This is a genomic window from Flavobacterium sp. DSR3-2 (genome assembly GCF_049896525.1).
Lineage (GTDB): Bacteria > Bacteroidota > Bacteroidia > Flavobacteriales > Flavobacteriaceae > Flavobacterium.
In genome coordinates this window covers 115,858-139,373 of record NZ_JAFCUM010000013.1, presented here as the reverse complement: position 1 = coordinate 139,373, position 23,516 = coordinate 115,858, and the positions used below count along the sequence as shown (strand labels likewise).

The window sequence follows — 23,516 nt, the reverse complement described above, 5'->3', positions numbered from 1 at the left end:
TTTGTTCGCTGGTTAAGTGGCTCATTATTTACAACTTTGGTCAGGAGCAAATAAAGAACATTTATTCCATTCGAGAGAGAGGGCTTTTTAAAAGTCCTTTCTTTTGAAAAAATGTCTTTGTCTCCCCCCTAAAAGTTGCATTAATTAGTTGAATCTAGTAAAGAATAAATACATCATTTCATAATAAACTTATAACGAGACGTTCAAAAACTTACTAGTGTAAGAATTTAAACTGGTCTTTTACAAAACTGAACTTTATTGACGATACAGTATTCATGGAAATAATTATTTAGATCATTGGTTAAAAAGACGTGAACTTGATTGAAATGATAAACTAAAAATCTGAAGATCTAGGAAAGATTCTTACTATCAAAGCATTCAAGAATTAGGAGAAGAGATCAAAATGTACTACTTCATTATTAAGCAACTTAGAACAAAGCACATCAATAAAATTAAACTCAAAATAGTAAAAAAAAATAAATCGGAACAGAATTAATTCTGTTCCGATTTATTTTTTATCCCGTTAAATCTTTGGCAACTTTACTCTTTTATTAATCATTCATCGAGATTAAAAACTCTTCATTATTCTTCGTCTTTTTGAAACGCTCATTAATGAAATCCATAGCTTCTACCGGATTCATATCCGAAAGGTATTTTCTCATAATCCACATTCTTTGCAATGTTTTTTGATCCAATAACATATCGTCACGTCGTGTACTTGAAGAAGTCAAATCGATTGCTGGGAAAATACGTTTGTTGGCAATTTTTCTATCCAATTGTAATTCCATGTTACCGGTTCCTTTAAATTCTTCGAAAATAACTTCGTCCATTTTTGAACCCGTTTCAGTTAATGCAGTAGCAATAATACTTAATGAACCACCATTTTCAACATTACGGGCAGCTCCAAAGAAACGTTTTGGTTTTTGCAATGCATTGGCATCCACACCACCACTCAATACTTTACCTGAAGCAGGCTGAACTGTATTATATGCTCTGGCCAAACGTGTGATAGAATCTAAAAGAATTACTACATCGTGACCACATTCTACCAATCGCTTTGCTTTTTCCAGAACGATATTTGCGATTTTTACATGCTCTTGCGGTTCTCTGTCAAAAGTGGACGCGATTACTTCTCCACGCACACTTCGTTGCATGTCCGTAACCTCTTCCGGGCGCTCGTCTATCAATAAAACAATCAAATATACTTCAGGGTGATTTGCCGCAATCGCATTGGCAATTTCCTTAAGCAACATCGTTTTACCGGTTTTGGGTTGTGCCACAATCATTCCACGTTGTCCTTTTCCTATTGGTGAAAACAAATCGATTATTCGTGTTGAAATCGTGCTTTGTTTTTCTGCCAACTTGAATTTTTCTGATGGAAAAACGGGCGTTAAATGTTCGAATGAAACTCTGTCACGAACTACTTGAGGATCATGTCCGTTTATTTTTAAAACGCGTACTAATGGGAAAAATTTCTCTCCTTCTTTTGGTGGACGAACCACCCCTTTTACAGTATCTCCGGTTTTAAGACCAAACAATCTGATTTGAGAAGTTGATAAATAAATATCATCTGGCGAAGCCAAATAATTGTAATCTGAAGAACGCAGGAAACCATATCCATCAGGCATCATTTCCAAAACGCCTTCACTTTCTATAATGCCGTCAAATTCAAAATCGGAAGCAGCAAAATTACTTTTCTTATTTTTAAAATTCGGATTTTGATTCCCATTCCCATTTCCGTTTGGATTTGCGATGGTATTTTGTTTGTGTAATTGATTTGGGTTTATCTTCTTTGCAGGAGCAGAAGCAGCTTCTTCTTTATCTTCAATTGCTGTTTCTGATACTAACTCATTCACTGTGTTTGCGTCTTTTACCTCTTCTTTATCCTTTTTTAAAGCAATTTTTTTCTCGTAAGCTGATTTATTGAACTTAATTACCTTACCTACTTTTTTCTCATTTCCTTCAGATTCTTGTTTTGCATCCTGTTCTTCTGTTAAAACAACTTCGGTCGGAAGATTATTTTCATCATTGGCACTCGCTTCTGCAATTTCTTCCGTTTCAAAAAGAGAATTCTTTACCGTTTTTTGAATGGCTGTTTTTTTAACAGGAACGATTCTAACTCTTTTAGGTTTGTCGTCTTCAAGATCGCCTTCCATTTTAGTATCTGGTAAAGCGTCAACATCAGCAACTTGAGAATCCAAAATCTGACTGATTAAAGTATCTTTTTTTACGCCGTTAAATTTTATGGTTTTAGCTGCTTTAGCTATTTCTTGAAGCTCAGAAAGCTTCATTTCTTTTAATGCAGAAATATCAAACATGAATGTTCTATGAGTTTAATTAATTTTTGGAAATAATGTAAAAGATAGGTAGTAAACTTTAAATTGAATCAACCGCAGTATGAAGTGCTTACGGAATTATGATGCAATAATACGAATAAAATTTAATCAGACAATAGTATTTTTAAAAAAGAAAATATATTTTTGTAAAACATATTTAACAAATGATACAGCGAATTCAGACTATTTATTTACTACTTGCTTTTGTAGTTACAGGCATCTTACTATTTTTTATTCCGTTATGGACAATGAGTGATAGTAAGGAGTATTATTTCATGCAAAGCCAAGTATATACGATACTATTAGGATTGAGCACTACTCTGTCTTTGTTAAGTATTGTTTCGTATAAAAAAAGACAAAATCAGTTTGTCATAGGCAGATTGAATATCATATTAAATTTGATTTTATTAGGATTGTTTGTATATCGTTCACTAAATCTATCTGGAGAAACACCTGCTGTTTCGGAGAAAGGTATTGGGATGTTTCTACCTGTAGTTGCTGTCGTGTTATTAGTCTTGGCTAATAAGGCCATCAAAAAGGATGAAGATCTTGTAAAATCTGTGGACAGATTGAGGTAAACCTATAAACTTTAGTTTATTAGTGCGAAGGAAACCCGAATGTAACAGTTCGGGTTTTTTTGTACCGCTATTTTTTATACTTTTTAAATATTTTCTTGACATTTAAAGAAGAATTCGTACATCATCCAACGAAATTGGTTTTAGATACGATATTGCTTATTCATAGAAATAAATAATAATATTAACAACAAAGGTCTAAAAAATAAAGAATCTGTTGTTTTTTTTTATAAATTTGGCAATAACAACTACGATATGTTAAACAAAATACGAATTCATCTTGCTGATGACCATCAAATTCTTATTGATGGAATCAAAACTTTACTACATACCAATCCTAGATTTGAAGTAGTTGGGTTTTCAGTCAACGGAAATAGTGTATTTGAAGAAGTAATCCAAAACAAGTCAGACATCCTTATTTTAGACATTAATATGCCCGAAAAAGATGGAATTGAAGTCATAAAAGAATTTGCTTTAAAAGGTTTTCCCTGTAAGATTATTATTTTATCCAGTCACGACGATTTAAGACTAATCAAAGAAGTAATGAAACTAGGCAGTAGCGGTTACTTGACAAAAAAATGTGCCGGAGAAAATATTGTTGAAGCGATTCAGTCTGTTTATAATGGGGAGGAATATTTTTGTAAAGCTGTTCGAGAGAAAATATTCAACACTGCTACTAAAGATAATCCAAAATTAAACAAATCTTATCTACCAGGAAACTTATCATTGACCGAAAGAGAGCTGGAAATCATCACTTTGATATCACTTGAATTCAGTGGTAAAGAAATTAGCGACCAATTATTTATAAGCGTAAATACGGTGGAAACTCATCGAAAAAATATTATGAAAAAATTGGATGCCAAAAACTCAATAAGTTTGGTAAAATATGCAATCAAACACCAATTGATTAAATCCTAAGTTGGCAATCCAAAATAACATTCACTTCTACGCGATTCCCTCAACAAAGTAACATATCCAAAAAAAATCAAAGTATCTATGTCATACCGACAAATAATTATAGTATTGTTTTTATTACTTAATTTTTCAAGAAATACCCTTTTTGCACAAAAAAATATACCTACAAAAAAAGAAGTTACTTTGGTTTCCAATGAAGCCATACTGATGATGAAAGAAGGCAATTACGAAAAGTCGTTTGTACTTTCAAGACTGGCTTTAGGCAAAGCAATACAACTCAAAGATAACAATCTAATTGCGGGTGCTTACAACACTATTGCTGCAAATTTTGATCAGTTATCTGAATATGACAAAGCTTTTTTCTATTACCATAAAAGCTTAACGTATGCCAACAAAACCGATAACGATGTTTTAAAAAACTGGATCAACAATAATTTAGGTAACATTTATTGTTTTGATAAGAAGCAATATGAAAAAGGAATTTATTACTATAAAAAATCGTTACAATACAGCACCAGAATAAAAGACTCCGCCCAAATAGTGTTTACGAAACTCAATTTGACATGGGCTTATTTTGATATTGGCCGTTATAATGAAGGACTACCCTACCTAAAGTACATCAACAAACACCATAAAAAACATGGCGACATCTCTACTGTTGTTGCACTAAACATGCTTAACGGGATGTATTATAATTATAAAAATGACACTGAAAAAGCACAATTTTTTTTCAAAAATGCGATAGAATTAGGAAATAAAGGAAATGAAAAATCAGACTTATCTTATTCACATCATGAGTATTCTAAGTTTTTATTAAAAAATGGTGATTATAAAAACGCCTACGAAAATCTGTCTCTTTTCAATGATATTACCGAAGAATTAAACAATCAAGAACGACTAAATAAAGCCAATGTTGCCGGAATAAATCTTGAAATTGACGAATATAAAAGAGAAATTGATAAAATAGAAAGCGAGTTTAAAACCAAGGAATATGTTTTATTACAAAAGCAATCCAGAAATAAAAAAATTGTAATTTTAGTGATTCTAATTTTACTATTCGTATTCATCGTTTTTTACATTTCATCAGAAAACGCTAAACTAAAGCAAAAAAACAAACTAAAAGACCTACGAAGTAAAGCTCAGGAAAACATGATCAATGCGTCCATAAACGGGCAGGAATTAGAACGAAAAAAAATAGCTTCTTTTCTGCACGATAACATTAGCGCATTGCTTTCCTCGGCAGGATTACATCTTCATGCTCATACGTCTCAAAATCAATCTTCATCGGAAGAAATTATAAAAACCAAAGCCATTCTCGAGGAAGCGCACAATCAAGTTCGGGATTTATCGCACGAATTGATGCCTTCACTTTTGGCAAGATTTGGCTTATTTGATGCATTGGACGATTTATGCGAAAAAAATTCCAATTCGATTCTTCATTTTGATTACTCCAGTTCTGTAGACAGAAAAACGCGTTATGATGAAGATTTCGAAATGAAAATTTATTTCATCATCATGGAACTTCTTAATAACACCTTAAAACACAGCCATGCGCATCAGGCAAAATTAAACATTCATGAAAACAACGATTTTCTGGATATCGATATTATGGATGACGGAAAGGGATTTGAATCCAGTAAATTTGATGTTCTGGAAGGTTTTGGCCTCAACCAAATCAGAGCGAGAATTAATAATCTCAAAGGAACTATTACTATAGATTCCAAATTAGATTCTGGCACAGGCATAAAAATAATGGTACCTATTACGTATCAGAAAAAAATAATCAGACCCGTTTTTCAATCTCAATAATTTCCATCTCCTTGATTTTGTCTCCTTCAATCACAAAACGTAACATCGTGCGTATTTGATGAAAACCACTTTTTCCGGCAGCTCCGGGATTCATGTGTAATAGATTATGCTTTTTATCAAATATGACTTTTAGAATATGCGAATGTCCACAAATAAACAATTTTGGAGGATTCGATTCCATTTCTGCTTTTATATTTGGATTGTACTTCCCCGGATAACCGCCAATATGCGTAATCCAAACATCGACTTCTTCACACATAAATCGGTTGTGCAACGGAAATTCCAGTCTGGCTGTGGCATCGTCAATATTACCATACACACAACGCAATGGTTTTAGCTTTTTTATCGCATCCGTTACAGCCAAATTGCCTATATCGCCGGCATGCCAAACCTCGTCAGCCTGTGCGACATATTTGAAAATCGTATCGTCAATGTGACTGTGCGTATCAGAAAGCAGGAGTATTTTTTTCAAAGTAATTTTTTTAAGAGCAATTTGCTTCGCCAGTTCGCTTCGCTCGTGTCCCGCTATCCGTTTCAATCTTTATTATTTTTAAAGAAAAAATAATAAAGGATTTCCACTGCAAATGTTTACATTCACTGAACTCCTATGAAAATAAAAGTTTAGTGAAGTAATCTGGGCTAGGATTTTGTCGTAAAAATAAACATTCGAATTCTAAATAAAAAATCAAATCGAAACTTAACAAACTTTGCGACTTAGCGACTTCGTGGCAAAAAAATTAATAAGTATCTTTGTAGCTTCAAAAAAATTCACTTGAGATATTTCATCAAATTAGCATACAACGGAACCCATTATCACGGCTGGCAATGCCAACCGAATGCTGCTTCTGTTCAGGAGACGCTAAACAAAGCGTTTTCGGTGTTATTAAACACACCTGTTAATCTTATGGGAGCCGGACGAACGGACACCGGTGTTCATGCTAAAGAGATGTATGCTCATTTTGATTTTGAAAACCTCTTTGACATTTCAAGTTTAGTACACAAACTCAACTCTTACTTGCCAAAAGACATTGTTATTTATGAAATTATTCCGGTTCATAATGAGGCGCATAGTCGTTTTGACGCAACTAAAAGAACCTACGAATACCATATCAATACGTTTAAAGATGTTTTTTCGCAGGAACAAAGTTGGTATTTCCATCAAAAATTAGATATTGATTTGATGAATGAAGCGGCGCAATTACTATTAAATCATATTGATTTTCAATGTTTTTCAAAAGTAAATACGGATGTGAATACGTTTGACTGCACTGTTTTTAAAGCCTATTGGACTCGAGTCACAGGCGAAGATGGCGCAGACAAACAAAAAAACGGTACCTTAATTTTTACCATTTCGGCCAACCGTTTTTTACGGAATATGGTGCGTGCCATAGTGGGAACATTAGTAAACATAGGATTACACAAAATTACGTTGGCTGATTTTACTGCCATTATAGAAAGTAAAAACCGAGATAAAGCGGGTTTTTCGGTTCCGGCACACGGTTTATATTTAACCAAAATAGAATACGATTACATTACGCAATAGCCCTGATAGCAGTGAAAATCCTTTTATGTTTTTTCTTTAAAAACATAAAAGATTGCAACGAATAGCAGGAACAGCTCCAAAAGATATGAAAGCAAAAGCATTTGATACCCGATTATTCAAACGAATATTAAAATTTACCAAACCCTATCAATGGCGTTTTAATGGTGTGATTATTTTCGCCATTTCGCTATCGGTATTTGCGGCATTGCGTCCGTATTTATTGAAACAAACCGTTGATGGTTACATTTCGACCCAAGACCAACAAGGATTATTGATGTATGTAATCCTGATGGGAATCGTACTTTTACTAGAGGTATTTTCTCAATTTTACTTTGTGTATTGGGCGAACTGGCTAGGCCAGGACATCGTAAAAGACATTCGAACAAAATTATTTCGCCATATTTTGAGTTTCCGAATGAAATATTTTGATCACGTTCCTGTGGGCCAACTCGTGACGCGTTCGGTTTCGGATATTGAATCGATTGCCCGAATTTTTAGTCAAGGATTATTTATGATTATCAGTGACTTGATGAAAATGGTTGTAGTACTGGCTTTTATGTTCTACATGAACTGGAAACTGACTTGGATTGTGATTGTGGCAATGCCAATTCTGGTTTTCTTCACGCGAATATTCCAAAAGAAAATGCAAGTCGCTTTCGAGGAAGTGCGTACCCAAATTGCCAATATGAATTCCTTTGTGCAGGAACGCGTAACGGGAATGAAGATTGTCCAACTTTTTAATCGTGAAAAAATTGAGTACGGCAAATTTAAAAGCATCAATGACAAACACAAAAAAGCCTGGATAAAAACCATTCTTTACAACTCCATCTTCTTCCCCATTGCGGATATTATTTCGTCTTTAACACTTGGTTTTATTGTATTGTATGGCGGAATCAAAATATTAAATGGAGATAACTTTACCACTTTTGGCGATTTATTTTCGTACACAATGTTCATCGGAATGTTATTCAATCCGTTGCGTCAAATTGCGGATAAATTCAACGAGATGCAACTGGGAATGATTGCGGCGAATCGTGTTTTTGACATTTTGGATACCGAAGACCAAATTCAGGATACCGGAATTATTGAAGCGCCAATCTTTAAGGGAGACATTGAATTTAAAAAAGTTCATTTCGGGTATATTCCAGATGAAGAAGTGATTAAAGGAATTAATTTACAGGTGAATGCCGGACAAACGATTGCTATTGTAGGATCTACAGGTGCCGGAAAATCAACTATAATTAACTTACTGAATCGTTTTTACGAAATCAACAGCGGTTCCATTTATATTGACAATCATAATATTGAAAATTACTCATTGAGTTCCTTGCGAAAACAAATTGCGGTTGTATTGCAGGATGTTTTCCTTTTTGCAGATACTATTTTCAATAATATCACCTTAAACAATCCTGAGATTAGTCGCGAACAAGTTTTGGCCGCAGCCAAAAAAATTGGCGTACATGACTTCATTATGAGCTTACCGGATAATTATGATTTTGATGTGAAGGAACGCGGCGTTATGTTATCGTCAGGACAACGCCAATTGATTGCTTTTTTGAGAGCGTACGTGAGCAATCCAAGTATTCTAATTTTGGACGAAGCCACGTCATCGATAGACACATATTCTGAAGAATTGATTCAGCGTGCTACTGAAACAATTACAAAAGGCAGAACCTCTATTGTGATTGCGCATCGCTTGGCAACAATTGTTAATGCTGATAAAATTGTGGTCATGGATAAAGGACTGATTGTAGAACAAGGAACGCACCAGGAATTAATCAACCGCGAAAGTGGGTATTACAAGAATTTGTATGATTCACAGTTTTCGGTAGCAAATTAGTTTTTGCTGCAAAGGAAATAGAAGGAACAGAGGAACAAAGGTACCGATAAGCAAAGCTTTCAAGTTTAAAATCAGTGTTAATCCGAGTCATCCACATCCCCTTTTTCAACAATGAAACTAAGAAAGTTAACAGTGAAATCTGTTGAATCTATGCCCATAAATTTCACTTTACTTTTTTACAAAGATGCAGCAGTTAAATAAACAAATCTGGATTTACACTTTTGCAATTTGTTTAAAACAAAAGTATTTTTCTGAAAATTTGTTTGTTTCTTACTTTATTACTTTGAAACTTTCTCAAAACAGAATAAATCCTTAAATTCGCCCAATCAATTAAATAAGAAAAACACACAAATTGAAATGAGTTTTTACGAATTCATTTCACCAATAAAAAACAAATAAAAAACTTTGAAATGAAATACGATATTATAGTTTTAGGAAGTGGTCCAGGTGGTTATGTTACGGCTATTAGAGCATCACAATTAGGCTTTAAAGTAGCCATAATAGAAAAAGAAAACTTAGGCGGAGTATGCTTGAACTGGGGTTGCATCCCTACAAAAGCATTACTAAAATCAGCTCAGGTTTTTGATTATCTAAAACACGCTTCTGATTATGGATTGACTGTTTCATCATTTGACAAAGATTTCCCTGCTGTTGTGCAACGCAGTCGTAATGTAGCTGACGGTATGAGCAAAGGGGTTCAATTCTTGATGAAAAAAAATAAGATTGACGTGATTGATGGTTTTGGAAAACTTAAACCAGGAAAAAAAGTTGATGTTACTGACAAAGAAAATAAAGTTACGGAATACAGTGCGGATCATATCATTGTGGCCACTGGAGCACGTTCTCGTGAGTTACCAAACTTGCCTCAAGATGGTGTAAAAGTAATTGGTTACAGACAAGCAATGACATTAGCAACACAACCAAAATCAATGATTATTGTTGGTTCCGGCGCTATCGGAGTTGAATTTGCACATTTCTACAACTCTATGGGAACTGAAGTTACCATCGTAGAATTTATGCCAAATGTAGTTCCTGTTGAAGACGAAGACATTTCGAAACAAATGGAGCGTTCTATGAAAAAAGCAGGTATTAAAATCATGACAAACTCATCAGTAGAAAGAATTGATACTACCGGAGCTGGTGTTAAAGCATTTGTGAAAACAGCAAAAGGAGAAGAAGTTGTGGAAGCGGAGATTTTACTTTCGGCTGTTGGGATCAAAACCAACATTGAAAATATCGGATTAGAAGAAGTGGGAATTGCTACTGACAAAGATAAAATTTTGGTAAATGCTTATAACCAAACGAACATACCAGGTTATTACGCCATTGGTGATGTTACGCCAGGACAAGCGTTAGCGCACGTAGCTTCGGCTGAAGGAATCAATTGTGTGGAAAAAATTGCAGGACTTCATGTAGAGCCTATCGATTACGGAAACGTACCGGGTTGTACTTATGCAACTCCAGAAATTGCTTCTGTAGGTTTGACTGAAAAACAAGCTAAAGAAAAAGGTTACGAACTGAAAATTGGAAAATTCCCATTCTCAGCTTCAGGAAAAGCGAAAGCTTCCGGAACTCCGGATGGTTTTGTAAAAGTAATTTTTGATGCGAAATATGGCGAATGGTTAGGATGTCACATGATTGGAGCAGGAGTTACTGATATGATTGCTGAGGCGGTTGTGGCACGCAAGCTTGAAACTACAGGACACGAAATCCTAAAATCAATTCACCCACACCCAACAATGAGCGAAGCGGTTATGGAAGCGGTTGCTGATGCGTATGGCGAAGTAATCCATTTGTAAATTAGTTTACAACAATTTAAAAAACCGATTTCAAAATTTCAAATCGGTTTTTTTATATCTAATCTGGAAAATTTATTTTTATTCTATATGTTTTTAATAAATTTACAAATCGTTCTGCCTTAAAATACTTTTTGTAAATTTCCTCTTCTTTAATTATTCTTTCAAAGTTTTCAGAATTCATTCCAAAAATAAAAGATAATTGTAAATTCTTATAAAATTCATTCTCATTATTTAACTCAGCGTATATTTCCGCTAAAGTTCCCAAAGCAAAATAATTTTTGGGATTTAACTCCAAACATTTGTATATGTATTCAAATGCTTTTTCATATTTTTTTAATAATCTATATGTATTTCCAACATCATTATATCCTCCATCGTAATCAGGAAAATATTCAACTACTTTTAATTGAAAATTTAAAGCTATTTCATATTCCATCCTCCTTCTATAAATATTTCCTAAAAATGACAATGTATACGAATCACTTTCATCAATTTTCAAAATATTTTCAAGTATATTTTTTGCTTTATCAGTTTGATTCAATTTATCAAGGCAATAAGCAATATGATATTTATAACTCAAATCATTTTCATCAATTTCAGATGCTTTTATTACATACGAAAGTGCTTCTTCATAATTTTTCAATTCAATAAAAGCAAGAGCAAGTAAATCCATCGCTTCGTGAGAATTTACATTTAACTCAATAGCTTTCTTGAGCTTATCAATTTTCACAGCATTATCTAAAATATTTCTTGCTTCTTCAATTAACAATTCAGACTCTCTTAAAGAATTAAATTTAGATAATTCTTCATTTGTTAAATCTCCTTTAGTTAGTTCTTCAAATAATGTTAAATAATCTTCTTCGATAGGTACGATGTGATTTGAATTAGTTTTTTCTGAAATAAAATTAATTTTAAATTTTTCCTCTTCCTCTAATTCCCTATCCGAATGAATAACAAATACTTTATCTATTAATTCCCCTTCTTTGTTTATTGCTGCTAAAGCTTTTCTAGTTATTCTAATCTCTTTATGCTTTTCACCTGGATTTGGATAATATGGAATTCTTGTTAAAACAAAATATATTTTAGGCAATTTACCCAAAAGATTATTTTCATTATTCATCAAACTTTTAATTATTCTAGCTGTACCAGAAATGTTTTCATCATTATTTGCAGCTAAAGTAACTACACTATCAGCTAACAAAGTCATTGCGATCCCTGAAATATCTGTAATGCCTGTTCTTGAATCTATTAAAATAAAATCTGGATTTAAATCTTGTTTTATTAATTCTTTAAGGTGCAATAATAAGTTAACACCGTTATTCTCCTCCGAATAAAATAAATCTTTCCAATTAATAGAAGATAAATTTTTCCAATATTCATCGCTATAAATATCTCCTGCTGGTATCAATTTTATAGAACCATTAAGAGTTCCTAAATAATTCACATCAGTTACATATTCATTAATGCTTTTAGGGATGAAATTTTTATTTTGAAAATCTGAAATATATTCTACAATTCCTTTATTTATTTCTGACTGATTTATATGCTTATTGAATTTAAGATGTAAACCTGGAGCTTCTAAATCAAAATCAATAATACATACTTTTTTTCCTAAATCAGCCAATCGCATTGCAATATTTGACAATGTTAGCGACCTACCAACTCCGCCTTTATATGAATAAAATGTTATTGTTTTCATTTTTTACGCACACATTTTTACAGTTGTACCCCTGCTTCTTATTTTATTTCGAATTAAATCTGGATTAATCCCTTGAGGAACCAAAAAATCTGATGCTTTAAAATGCCTTTTCTTATGAAAATTAAATGTTGCATCAACATCTACGTCAAGAACAACCACTATTTCCTGTAAACGCTTTAGGCTAATATTGGAATAGTTTTCAGATTCATACTTCTGAACTTGTTGCTCACTTGTTTTAAGTAATTCTGCAAATTGTTTTTGATTATAACCTTTAGCAATTCTACTTTCTATAATACCACAACTTAAATCTTCAAAACCTCTAGAAACATTTGTAATTTCTCCTTTTTTTAATCCTTCATACATTTTCATTTCTTCTTCAAAAATATCTATTTGACTTTGAATAGAATCTATTTGAAGCTTTAATAATAATGGGTTTTTAGAACTACTAGATTCAGATATTACTTTTATTGCGTCTTGAAATTTTTTCAAATTGTTTTTTGTAACACCATATTGTTTTTCGTTTTTTATCATAATTTAAATTTTTAGTCCTATGATACCTTTTGAATTACCATCCCTATCTTGCTGAAAAAAATCGATGTAAGTTTTATCTGGAGGAAACGCTAATTCTTCCGCTGGAAAGAATTCACATCCAAATCTATCTTTTTGTGCCTTTCTTCCGAAAGTAAAATCAAAAAGCACAGGTTCAATACCAAATAAAACATCTAAATCAACTCCATCAGTGTCCCAACACACATCAATATCGCCAGGAATTTCTTTTGAAGTTGAAAAACTACCATCTAAGTATATTGTTTTGCAACCAGCGTTTTTCAAACTTATAATTGCTCGTTCAAGACCTGCAACTAATTGAGTTCTTCTCAAGGAAAAACATAATTTATCCTTAATTTCTTCTATTGTACTCCAATGAACACCAGAAGGTAAAATTCCGTTAGATTGAAAATTTGGTATCAAACAATTAATTAGTTGTGTTTATATATACACAAATATAACGATGTGTTTTAAACAAACAATACAAAGTTTTTGATTTAACATAAATTTAGTTTTGTAAAAGTAATTTTTGATGCCAAATATGGGGAATGGTTAGGATGTCACATGATTGGAGCAGGTGTTACTGATATGATTGCTGAGGCGGTTGTGGCGCGTAAACTTGAAACTACAGGACACGAAATCCTAAAATCAATTCACCCACACCCAACAATGAGCGAAGCGGTTATGGAAGCGGTTGCTGATGCGTATGGCGAAGTAATCCATTTGTAAATCGAGAAAACAATTTAGAGACGCACTGCAATGCACCGCTAGATGATGTTTTAACTAATGAATATAAAATCCGATTTGTGCAAGCAAATCGGATTTTTTTATAGGATTGATACATTGTAAAAATGCAACGCCAAACACAAGAATTATGAAAGTTTTAAACAGAATTACGTAACTAAAATTGCAACGCTTATTCCGTAATTTGGATACGTTAAAATAGTTAGTTAATCGAAATCCATTTTCTTTTTTATAATTATTTAAATAGATGTCTAATGAAAAATATATATCTGAATACCGGTACAATAAATGAAGTTTTTTATGACTTGCAAACTTCTTGTGATGGCGTTTTAAATTCAAACAACAACGAATTTAAATTAGTATTAGATACAGAATTGATTAAGGGAAATATTGATGCGTTGACTTTCATAAATGGTATTACTTCTATCATGGTTAATTTAACATTTTCTGATGATGTAACGCTAAGTATGGAATCATTAAGCACATCTTCAATTGTATTTGCCTATTGCACGGAGGGAACTTTCAAACAGAGCTTTGGTATATCGGGCCACCAATCAACGCTTAGAAAACATCATTCAGCTGTTGTAACCAGCAAGAGAAGTATAAATACTCTATTACATTTTAAAAAAAATACAGCTGTTCAATTTTCGATTATAAAAGTGGAAACCGCTGGCTTAGCAAATACCACCAATGATTCTTTAATTTTGAATTTGAAGAAAACCTTTTTAGACAAACAACAAAATTATAGTTATCAAGGCATTCAAAATTTGAGAATTGCAGAAAAGTTCCATCAGCTTAATGCTGTAACAGAGCAAGGAATGGTGGGGCATATCATGAAAAAAGATATTGTTCTATCTATAGTGGCGATGGAGATTGATGACAATACCGACACCATAATTAAAATGTCGCACGTCATCAAACGCTCGACTTTGCATCAAATCAATGAATTAAAAAAGATATCCGATTTCATTAAACATCACACTTTTGATGCCGTTTACAATAAAGTTATTAGTTCAAAAAACAGAATTTTTATCAAGTAACTTTTAGCGAGATCTCATTAGAGAATTACCACTGTCTTAAAATTTTTTATCATTTCAAAAAGCCACACAATTTATTTTTGATGTTAAAAACATTAAACCGATTGGCAAAAGTCAATCGGTTTTTTACACGGTAGCATTCATAACACAAAGCATCCATTTTGTGGGAATTTAACATATTAACATTTATTTACACAGCAAGGTTATGAACCTATTCAATTCTGCTTTATATTTGTATTTCGAGTCTTTTTTCTCGTTTAATTCTGATTTTATTCTATTATAAATGAGTACTGAAACCAACCGTTTTTCGAATACACTGCATGAAAACCAAAATAAAAATTGGGTAAGAGCCATCGATTCATCTAAAATCATCAATTGGATTGATGATTTATTCAAAATATTATTTCCGGAGAAAGCCTTGGAAACCATCCAAATCGAAATGCTTTTAGACCAAAACAAAGCTAATTTTATTGCTATTTTATCTGAAATTGTGAAAGATAAAACGGCCAATGAAATTCTTGATGATGCCGAAGCTTTTTACACCGGACTCCCGGAATTGTATCATTCGATGCAAAAAGACGCACAAGCTATTCTGGATACGGATCCCGCTGCCGATTGTATTCAGGAAATAATCAATTCTTATCCCGGATTTTTTGCCATAGAGGTCTATCGCATTGCTAATGCAATTGCTTCCCGAACTTCTTGCCTGCTTCCGCGAATTCTTACCGAATATGCGCACAGCAAAACGGGAATCGACATTCATCCCAGTGCTACTATAGACGTTCCTTTTATGATTGATCATGGAACCGGAATCGTCATTGGCGAGACCACAATAATAGGGAAATATGTCAGCATTTATCAAGGAGTAACTTTAGGAGCGTTGCAAGTCGAGAAAAGCATGCAAGAAAAAAAACGCCATCCAACCGTAGAAGATCATGTAATTATTTATGCTAATGCCACTATTTTGGGTGGAAGTACCATTATAGGAAACCACAGTATCGTGGGAGGAAACACGTTTATTACCAAGAGTGTAAATCCGTATTCGTTTGTCATGCAATCCAATAAAAATACTGTTTTGAATCAACAGGAAATAAAAGATATTAATTTTTTCTCCATATAAATATTATGAAATACAACAATATACTCGAAACAATAGGCAACACGCCACACGTAAAAATCAATCGTTTGTTCGGCGCTAACCACAACGTCTGGATCAAATTAGAGCGTACAAATCCCGGAGCCAGCATCAAGGACAGAATCGCTCTTGCTATGATTGAAGATGCAGAAGCTAAAGGATTATTAAAAACGGGAGGAACCATAATTGAAGCCACTTCCGGAAATACAGGAATTGGACTTGCGATGGTTGCGGCCGTAAAAGGCTATAAATTAGTGCTAGTCATGCCAGAATCGATGTCTATAGAAAGACGCCGACTCATGAGCCTATATGGTGCCGAATTTGTATTGACTCCCCGTGAAAAAGGAATGAAAGGCGCACTGGAAAAAGCAAAAGAATTAGTATCCGAAATGCCTAATTCTTGGTCACCGCTTCAATTTGATAATCCTGCCAATATTGAAATTCATAAAACAACCACCGCTCAGGAAATTATAAAAGCATTCCCTGACGGACTGGATTACTTGATAACTGGTGTAGGAACCGGAGGTCACATCACGGGTTGTGCCGAAATACTAAAACAACATTTTCCCAACCTGAAAGTATACGCCGTAGAACCGGAAGCTTCACCTGTTATCAGCGGAGGCGCAGCTGCTCCACACCCTATTCAAGGAATTGGAGCAGGATTTATCCCCACAAACTTACATACCGATTTACTGGACGGAACCATACAAGTAAGCAAAGATGAAGCATTTGCTTATACCCAAAGAGCCGCCAAAGAAGAAGGTATGTTCATAGGAATTTCCTCCGGAGCATCACTGGCGGCAGTAGCCAAAAAGCTTCTCGAAATTCCCGAAAACGCAACAGTGCTAACTTTTTGTTACGACACCGGCGAACATTATTTAAGTATTGAAGGCTTATTTGTATAAACGGAAATCTCCTTTAAACACGAACCGATTTGTGAAAACAAGTCGGTTTTTTTGTGGTGTTTATTTTTATTTTGGGCGTGTCCTCTTGTTGCAGTGCTATTGTATAAATCACTTTATTTGTCTGGCAACAAGGTCAGGCTGTCCGCTTCAATCTTTTATTGCGCTACGCTTCATAAAAGGATTTTCACTACCATCCTTCACGCAATACCGACTAATCAAAAGCTCACACACTTATAAGAACCATCCCACAAATACCAAAGCTCTTTCAATAATTTGTAAATAATTATTTATATATTTGGGAAACATAAAACGAAACAAAACTTTACTAATCTAATTTATAATTGATTAGCAGAAATGGTAAAAAACAAGGAACATAAATTTAAATGACTAAATATCCATTCTCAATAATATTATTTTTTTTTTCGATTTCATCAATGTATTCTCAACATAAAATAAAAGAAATATTTTCAGAAAAATTTGTTCCGTTTGTAGAAATTTATTCCGAAAAAGGAGATTTAATTGGTGTTTCCGATATCAACGGAAATATATCTTTAGAATTAGAAAATAAAATTTACAATTCTAAAGCAACTAATTTAGCTTTTGTAAATAGTTCCTACATAACATCTGAATTAAGTATTGATACATATAAAAACTCACCGATTATATCATTAAACAGAATTTCTATTGAATTAGATGAAGTTGTAATTATGAATCCCAAAACATATAAATATCTGAAATTAAAAGGATATTTTAGAAGTCTTCAAATCAATGAAGATCGACCACATTATTTCATTGATGGAATTGTTGAATTTTACATTTTTACGAAGTCAGATAAAATAAAGATGAGGATACTTTCTAATCGTTCGTTTGAAAATAAATCAATAAAGCAAATAAGCCGTACTAATTATTTTATGGTTGCGGGAGTTCCAATGTTTGATGAATTTACAAGCTTTAAAAATATCAATAATCAGTATAATTTAAAAACAGGAAATAGTTTAAAAACAACTATTTTAGAAAAAGAAACAGATCTTGAAAAAGGAACTATAGCAATTTTAGATAACAATTCAAGCCTGCAATTAGAAATCATTTCTTCATTAAAGCCAAAAATAATAAAGCTTTTCGAAATGGAAACGCATTATAATAATTACACAATTAATGCGATTTATGAAAACAACGATGCCCAAAAAATAGATTTGGAAAATATTATTTATTACAAAGAAATTAGAAGTTATGATGTCAAAAGAAAACAAAAAGACAAATTTCAAAAAGTAGAAGCCACACACGAATTTTATTTACTTGAAAAAGAGTATCTGAATGAATTAAAATCAAAGCAATTTGATAATTTTTACTCTTTTAAAAGACCGAGTATATTTGAAGATAAATATTGGGAGAAAGTAGATAACAAATATTTTCAACCTTTGCCAAAGTTAATTGAAAAATATATTGAAGAGAACTCAAAGCTCATTGAAAAAAGCAAATTAAGTTCTCATTAGTCAACAACCGTTTGATAATATGTGGAATGAAGCTTAAATACCTGCATTTCAAGTATCTTTAACATTAAATCAGGTTCGAAAACGATAATTAAAACAAGTGAATTTGCGAAAATTTAACTAAATAGAAAAATAAAAATTAATCAAAAAAAAATTAAACAATGAAAAGTGAATGGATTGCAAAATATGAAGAAACCGACATTAAAATAATTAACAATTGGTTTAGTGGAGAAAAACTTTATGTAAATAATGAACTGCAAGATGAACAACTAAGTTTTATTACACCCAGTAATTTGACTGGTAATCTAATTAATAAACAAGGAGTAAAGTTGAATATTAAAACAAATATTTCAGGTTTTTTTACAGTAAGTTGCAGATTATTTATTGACAATAAAAAAGTAGAATTAAAACAAACTAAATAGATCATGAACAACTGAATCAAAAGTTGATTGAAATAAACATCTAAGTAAAGTGTTCTTCTGGAGAATAATTCTGCTCTTGAAAGCACTAATAAATCACGATCGTTAGCGCAACTCATATTGTAAAACTTAAAACTAACTAAACATGAAAAAATTCAAATTCTTCCTCCCTATTTTTATGATGGTTTTTGTTTCTTGCTCAACAGATAACTCAACAACAAATATTAATGAAAAAATTATCGGTTTCTGGAATTTAACAAATATCACGCAGAAGAAAAATAATGAACTAAAAGTTTTACAAAATGAAAATTCTACATTTGAGTTTAAATCAAATAGTGTCAATATTAATAGAAATACCTATTTAAACGAAACTGGTAACTATTCATACATAATTAGTATTGAAAATTATTTTAACCCTGATTTATTAGAACCAAAAAACAATGTTTTAAAAATCGGAAATAATAAGTTCGTTGTAGAGATAGATTATGACGGTCAAAATATGATTTTAACTAATTATTCAGACGGACGAATTATCTATTATTTATCCAAATAAAAATTTGACAATAGCCAGAGTTTCGTTAAATACTGTAAACGAACAATGCAACCTATATTTAACGAACAATAATCGCATTGCAAAAATTACCACACTAATAAAATATGAAAAATTCACTAGTATTATTTACAATCTTCTTTTTAAGTTGCTCACCAAATAAGGAAGAAGAAATTCTGATTTTGGAGCAAAAACCTGCCAATAAAGTAGAATTAAAAATTAATGGAGAGAAAATTACTGATGAAATAATCGATGTTAGTTCTTTTTATATCTGCGATGAAAAAATAAATGTAAGTGTAAAGTCAAAAAAAGGTACTGTTACCTCTGAATTATTCACCATTGAAATATTACGAAATGGAGAATTATCTTATGCGAAATTTGTTAACAAAAAATCTTTTTCTAATGAGGAATTTTCAACGCCTGATTATATACCATCTTCAACTATTCGTATTGAAGAATTTGAATTCGTTGCGAATAAGAAGCTGAAAATTAAATTTGGTGGCACTTTATTAAAAAGAATTTACAATTTAAAAAGCAATTCCGAATCCATAGAAATAAATGGCATTATTGAAATTAATGAATTTGGAAAGAGCACTTGTAATACTTTTAATGATTACATAAAATTAAATGATCAAATCAAATTTTCTGATATAACTAGAACTGAACAAGAATCTTCGGCAAATTTATCAGTTAGGTATGAATCAAATTCTTTAAATGGATACAACATTCAATTCAAAAACTTCACAAAATTCCTGACCAAGATGCCACTTGGCACTTATTATTTCGACGATTTAAGTAACACCGAAAAACTAGAATTTAGAAAATACATTGGAATTCCAAAATGTTTTGGCACGCACACCATCATAGCTGAAGACTGGAAATTATCTTCAACAAATGGAAGTTTTACAATTGTTGAAAAAACAATGATTGATGGCCGTTTAGTCGTAAAACTTAAGTTAAATTTCACAGCAACTTACAACGGAATTGAAGAATATAATTTCACAAATGCAGCATTTGAAACAACATTGTAAAAAAATATCTGTAAAAATAAAAGTGTAACAACTTAATTAGCAACGATAAATAAATTCTTGTTGAACGGAACAGATTTTAAGTACTTTAATAATATGGCACTTTTGCGATGTTTTTCAACTTAGATTTTTCATGTTTTTTTTCACATCTGAACTTTCTTCATCCATTCTATATTGTTAAAATTACTGCAAGCATTACTTCAAAAGAACCGATACTTTTTTATTTGTTAAATTTATTAAAAAAATAATAAAAATGTGTATATTTGAGTATCTTAATTTAATTTAAACTTAAAACATTGATTATGAAATTAGTAACAACAATTAGTGCATTTGTATTAATAGGAGTAATCGCTACTTCTTGTGGAAAGAAAAAACAAGCTGATACAACAGAAATGGCTGATACAACAGTCGTGGCAGTAGACACAATGGCCGTTGCTGAAACACCAAACATTGTAGGTGTAGCTTCAGGAAATACTGAGTTCTCAACGCTTGTTACAGCAGTAAAAGCAGCGGGATTAGTAGAAACATTAAGTGGGGATGGTCCTTTTACCGTTTTTGCACCGAATAATGCAGCATTTAATAAGCTTCCTGCAGGAACTTTAGATAGTTTATTGAAACCAGAAAGTCTTGATAAACTGAAAGCAATTTTAACGTATCATGTTGTTTCTGGAAAATTTGATGCTGCAACAGTAACTGATGCAATCAACAAAAATAACGGAAAATATACCGTTACAACTGTTCAAGGTGGCACAATAGTTTTAAGCTTGAAAGACGGAAATGTGATGTTGACAGATGCTAAAGGCGGAACTGCAACAGTCGTCCTTGCTGATGTAGCTGCATCTAACGGTATCATTCATGCAATTGATACTGTAGTTATGCCTAAATAAGGTTCTCAACTTATTCTTTTACAAACCGTTGCAACAATGCAGCGGTTTTTTTATGCGATTTCACAAACAAATAATAGTCCTTTTTTTGTTACAAACTAATGCTTTGACTAACTTAGAAACGGAAACATATTTAACTATAATTTCAAACATCAATCATTTGTTGCGAATGTGCGTTTTAAAACAAAAGTTACAGTACCCGAATGCAAGAAAAAGTCAAACACAAATTATACTGTTTTTTTTAAAAATCAAATAAGAATTCGTGGCTGAAATAATAAATTGGTAATCCGCTAGATTCTTATAATTTAAAAAATTATTTCGAAAATTAAAGAATTAAGCTAAATACATATTATGAAATACTTTACTATTTTACTTCTGCTTTCCGCGATCCTAATCGGTTGCAAAAACAAAGACAATAATTCATCACTGAGTCCAGTAACCAATGATACGCAAACCACAGTTACCATTGTTAAAGAAAGCAAGGAAAAGATTCCAGATAATGCAGCAACTGTTGAAACTAAAAGCACTCACGGATTGATTCTGACCTCTAATGCGTTGCAAGTTGTAAATAAAAATACTGGTTCAACCTCTGAAATTCCTTTTGGCAAACCATTGGACCAAATGATTGAAGTCGTAAATAACGTTCTCCAATCCAAACCAAAATCTATGGGAGTAAATAGTGAATGCGGAGCCGGACCTTTAAATATGGCAACATGGAATAATGGCTTAACAATAGTATTTGTGAAAAAAGAATCTAAATCAAAAACAGCAGAAACCGAATGGTACTTTGCGGGTTGGTTCCTGAGCGGTAATATAGCGAATATTCCAAAGATTGCTACAATGGCAGGAATTAGCATTGGATCAACTAGGGCTGAAATGGAAAGTGCGTATGTGATCAAGGTTTCCAAAACCAGTTTAGGACACGAATTTTCGACTTCATCGGGATTATTTGGTATTTTTGATGGGCCAGATAAACAAGCAAAGATTACAAATTTATGGAGTGGTGTTAGTTGTAATTTTAGATAAGTTAAATACGGTTCAACAGATGAATTTAGAAACTTAAAATTATAAATAATAGTAGTCTAAAATAAAATTTATTTACAATAAAATAAAATTTACATTAACAGTGACTATTTTTTTTACGTAAAGTCCTTTTAAAAAATAATATAATCTATAACCATTAACCACATTAATACTATGGAACGAAAATTATCCTTTTTTCTGCTTTTGATGATACCATTTTTAGCATACAGCCAAAAAACTGACGAATCGGCCAAAATTATCAGCCTTTTAGAAAAAGAATCTGAAACATGGCGCGCTGGAGACGGGAAAGGACATGCCGAATGCTGGCACATTCAACCGTACAGCCGCATCTTGATTTCAACGGCAACCGGAACAACAATCGATGTCCCTCCCGCCTTAATGACAAATACTGACACAAAAAACATGGGCAACGGCGGTTCTTCCGTAAATACAAATTACAAAATGAGCATCAACAAAAATAATGCATGGGTAAGCCATAACGAAGTATCAACGGCTAAAGACGGTACAAAAAGCTACTCTTATGAAATTAGAATATTAGAGAAAATTAAAGGAAAGTGGAAATTAGTAGGACAGTCCATTCATGTTTACAAATCAGAATAATTTATTTTTAACTAATTGAGTAAAGTTACTCATCATTAAGAATTTCAGAAAAAACATAAAAACAAACGCATTTTGACGTCGCTCAGTGCAAACTCCGCAAACGGAAAAAGGATTAATAAAGCCTAATTTTTGAGTTTACGAAGCTTCGATTTACGATAATAAAACGAAATGTCTCAATAGAAATATCCAAAACTGTGTCATTATGTAGAAAAAAAAAAAACTACTCCAATTCTTATTTTTGTAGCAAAAGTCGTTTTATTCTCACCGACAATTCATTCGGACTGAAAGGCTTTGTTATAAAATCATCTGCTCCCAATTTAAAAGCCTGCAGAACTGTTTTTTCCAATCCCACAGCCGAAAGTATAATGATTGGGATATTTAGTTTGAGTTCTATTTTTACTTTATTTACGATATCCAATCCCGATATGAATGGCATCATAATGTCGGAAATGATTAAATCAGGATTTTCTGCAACTATTTTGTCTAAAGCAACTTGTCCGTTTGGACATAAAATCACATGATATCCTTCTTTTACCAATCTGAATTCCATGGTTTTCAACATCATTTCATCATCCTCGGCAATTAATATTTTCTTCATACAAAATTTTTCTACGTTTA

Annotated in this window: 22 protein-coding genes and 1 pseudogene; 17 read left to right on the top strand and 6 right to left on the bottom strand. The window is 32.4% G+C overall.

The annotated features are described in order from the left end of the window. Nucleotides 1-551: 551 nt before the first annotated feature. Nucleotides 552-2,318: a transcription termination factor Rho gene (gene rho, locus ACP7AV_RS14615; RefSeq protein WP_426092573.1), complete on the bottom strand. Its 1,767-nt coding sequence runs from the start codon at nucleotides 2,316-2,318 to the stop codon at nucleotides 552-554. 182 nt (nucleotides 2,319-2,500) lie between these two features. On the opposite strand from rho, the gene ACP7AV_RS14610 reads away from it, so the two are divergent. The 3 genes from ACP7AV_RS14610 (at nucleotide 2,501) to ACP7AV_RS14600 (ending at nucleotide 5,635) form a co-directional block, all read left to right on the top strand. Further along, nucleotides 2,501-2,914, top strand: a complete 414-nt coding sequence (locus tag ACP7AV_RS14610; RefSeq protein WP_426064701.1) for a DUF4293 family protein — start codon at nucleotides 2,501-2,503, stop codon at nucleotides 2,912-2,914. Nucleotides 2,915-3,166: 252 nt separating this feature from the next. Continuing rightward, a complete protein-coding gene (locus ACP7AV_RS14605) occupies nucleotides 3,167-3,829 on the top strand; it encodes a response regulator (RefSeq protein ID WP_426092572.1) in 663 nt (220 codons plus the stop codon). 78 nt (nucleotides 3,830-3,907) lie between these two features. Continuing rightward, a complete protein-coding gene (locus ACP7AV_RS14600) occupies nucleotides 3,908-5,635 on the top strand; it encodes a tetratricopeptide repeat-containing sensor histidine kinase (protein WP_426092571.1) in 1,728 nt (575 codons plus the stop codon). Here the strand turns inward: ACP7AV_RS14600 and ACP7AV_RS14595 are convergent. Continuing rightward, nucleotides 5,610-6,107, bottom strand: a complete 498-nt coding sequence (locus tag ACP7AV_RS14595) for a metallophosphoesterase family protein (protein WP_426092570.1) — start codon at nucleotides 6,105-6,107, stop codon at nucleotides 5,610-5,612. The two genes, ACP7AV_RS14600 and ACP7AV_RS14595, sit on opposite strands and share 26 nt — an antisense overlap. Before the next feature lie 300 nt (nucleotides 6,108-6,407). On the opposite strand from ACP7AV_RS14595, the gene truA reads away from it, so the two are divergent. The 3 genes from truA (at nucleotide 6,408) to lpdA (ending at nucleotide 10,817) form a co-directional block, all read left to right on the top strand. Further along, a complete protein-coding gene (gene truA / locus ACP7AV_RS14590) occupies nucleotides 6,408-7,178 on the top strand; it encodes a tRNA pseudouridine(38-40) synthase TruA (RefSeq protein ID WP_426092569.1) in 771 nt (256 codons plus the stop codon). A gap of 85 nt (nucleotides 7,179-7,263) precedes the next feature. After that, nucleotides 7,264-9,018 carry an ABC transporter ATP-binding protein gene (locus ACP7AV_RS14585; RefSeq protein ID WP_426092581.1) on the top strand — a complete coding sequence of 585 codons (1,755 nt, stop codon included), beginning with the start codon at nucleotides 7,264-7,266 and terminating at the stop codon, nucleotides 9,016-9,018. A gap of 410 nt (nucleotides 9,019-9,428) precedes the next feature. Further along, the gene (lpdA, locus tag ACP7AV_RS14580; RefSeq protein WP_426092568.1) at nucleotides 9,429-10,817 is read left to right on the top strand and encodes a dihydrolipoyl dehydrogenase; all 1,389 of its coding nucleotides are present in this window, start codon (nucleotides 9,429-9,431) and stop codon (nucleotides 10,815-10,817) included. Nucleotides 10,818-10,875: 58 nt separating this feature from the next. Here the strand turns inward: lpdA and ACP7AV_RS14575 are convergent, their stop codons facing one another. Genes ACP7AV_RS14575 through ACP7AV_RS14565 form a run of 3 tightly spaced genes read right to left on the bottom strand, consistent with a single transcriptional unit; the run spans nucleotide 10,876 to nucleotide 13,485 of the window. Continuing rightward, a complete protein-coding gene (locus tag ACP7AV_RS14575; RefSeq protein ID WP_426092567.1) occupies nucleotides 10,876-12,516 on the bottom strand; it encodes a KGGVGR-motif variant AAA ATPase in 1,641 nt (546 codons plus the stop codon). Nucleotides 12,517-12,519: 3 nt separating this feature from the next. Beyond that, entirely contained in the window at nucleotides 12,520-13,047 is a 528-nt protein-coding gene (locus tag ACP7AV_RS14570) for a helix-turn-helix domain-containing protein (protein ID WP_426092566.1), read from the bottom strand. A gap of 3 nt (nucleotides 13,048-13,050) precedes the next feature. Next, the gene (locus tag ACP7AV_RS14565) at nucleotides 13,051-13,485 is read right to left on the bottom strand and encodes a DUF6932 family protein (protein ID WP_426092565.1); all 435 of its coding nucleotides are present in this window, start codon (nucleotides 13,483-13,485) and stop codon (nucleotides 13,051-13,053) included. Nucleotides 13,486-13,566: 81 nt separating this feature from the next. Between ACP7AV_RS14565 and ACP7AV_RS14560 the strand changes: the two are divergent. From ACP7AV_RS14560 to ACP7AV_RS14510, 11 genes and pseudogenes are all read left to right on the top strand, one after another. Beyond that, a pseudogene (locus ACP7AV_RS14560) lies at nucleotides 13,567-13,791 on the top strand (dihydrolipoyl dehydrogenase); the annotation flags it as partial. A gap of 269 nt (nucleotides 13,792-14,060) precedes the next feature. Beyond that, on the top strand, nucleotides 14,061-14,846 hold the full coding sequence (locus ACP7AV_RS14555; RefSeq protein WP_426092564.1) for a hypothetical protein: 786 nt from the start codon (nucleotides 14,061-14,063) through the stop codon (nucleotides 14,844-14,846). 280 nt (nucleotides 14,847-15,126) lie between these two features. Then, nucleotides 15,127-15,963 (top strand): serine O-acetyltransferase, encoded by an 837-nt coding sequence (locus ACP7AV_RS14550; RefSeq protein WP_426092563.1) that lies wholly within the window; start codon nucleotides 15,127-15,129, stop codon nucleotides 15,961-15,963. 5 nt (nucleotides 15,964-15,968) lie between these two features. Continuing rightward, nucleotides 15,969-16,883: a cysteine synthase A gene (cysK, locus tag ACP7AV_RS14545; RefSeq protein WP_426092562.1), complete on the top strand. Its 915-nt coding sequence runs from the start codon at nucleotides 15,969-15,971 to the stop codon at nucleotides 16,881-16,883. A gap of 434 nt (nucleotides 16,884-17,317) precedes the next feature. After that, nucleotides 17,318-18,376, top strand: coding sequence for a hypothetical protein (locus tag ACP7AV_RS14540; protein WP_426092561.1), 1,059 nt, complete (start codon nucleotides 17,318-17,320; stop codon nucleotides 18,374-18,376). 158 nt (nucleotides 18,377-18,534) lie between these two features. Continuing rightward, entirely contained in the window at nucleotides 18,535-18,795 is a 261-nt protein-coding gene (locus ACP7AV_RS14535) for a hypothetical protein (protein WP_426092560.1), read from the top strand. 142 nt (nucleotides 18,796-18,937) lie between these two features. Next, nucleotides 18,938-19,345, top strand: a complete 408-nt coding sequence (locus ACP7AV_RS14530) for a hypothetical protein (protein ID WP_426092559.1) — start codon at nucleotides 18,938-18,940, stop codon at nucleotides 19,343-19,345. Between the two features lie 104 nt (nucleotides 19,346-19,449). Beyond that, entirely contained in the window at nucleotides 19,450-20,373 is a 924-nt protein-coding gene (locus tag ACP7AV_RS14525; protein WP_426092558.1) for a hypothetical protein, read from the top strand. 299 nt (nucleotides 20,374-20,672) lie between these two features. Continuing rightward, nucleotides 20,673-21,257 (top strand): fasciclin domain-containing protein, encoded by a 585-nt coding sequence (locus tag ACP7AV_RS14520; RefSeq protein ID WP_426092557.1) that lies wholly within the window; start codon nucleotides 20,673-20,675, stop codon nucleotides 21,255-21,257. 348 nt (nucleotides 21,258-21,605) lie between these two features. Further along, nucleotides 21,606-22,280, top strand: a complete 675-nt coding sequence (locus tag ACP7AV_RS14515; RefSeq protein ID WP_426092556.1) for a hypothetical protein — start codon at nucleotides 21,606-21,608, stop codon at nucleotides 22,278-22,280. Between the two features lie 171 nt (nucleotides 22,281-22,451). Further along, complete coding sequence (locus tag ACP7AV_RS14510) at nucleotides 22,452-22,898, top strand: endo-arabinase (RefSeq protein WP_426092555.1); 447 nt, start codon at nucleotides 22,452-22,454, stop codon at nucleotides 22,896-22,898. 232 nt (nucleotides 22,899-23,130) lie between these two features. On the opposite strand, the gene ACP7AV_RS14505 is transcribed toward ACP7AV_RS14510, so the two are convergent. Next, complete coding sequence (locus ACP7AV_RS14505) at nucleotides 23,131-23,496, bottom strand: response regulator transcription factor (RefSeq protein WP_426092554.1); 366 nt, start codon at nucleotides 23,494-23,496, stop codon at nucleotides 23,131-23,133. Nucleotides 23,497-23,516 lie beyond the last annotated feature (20 nt).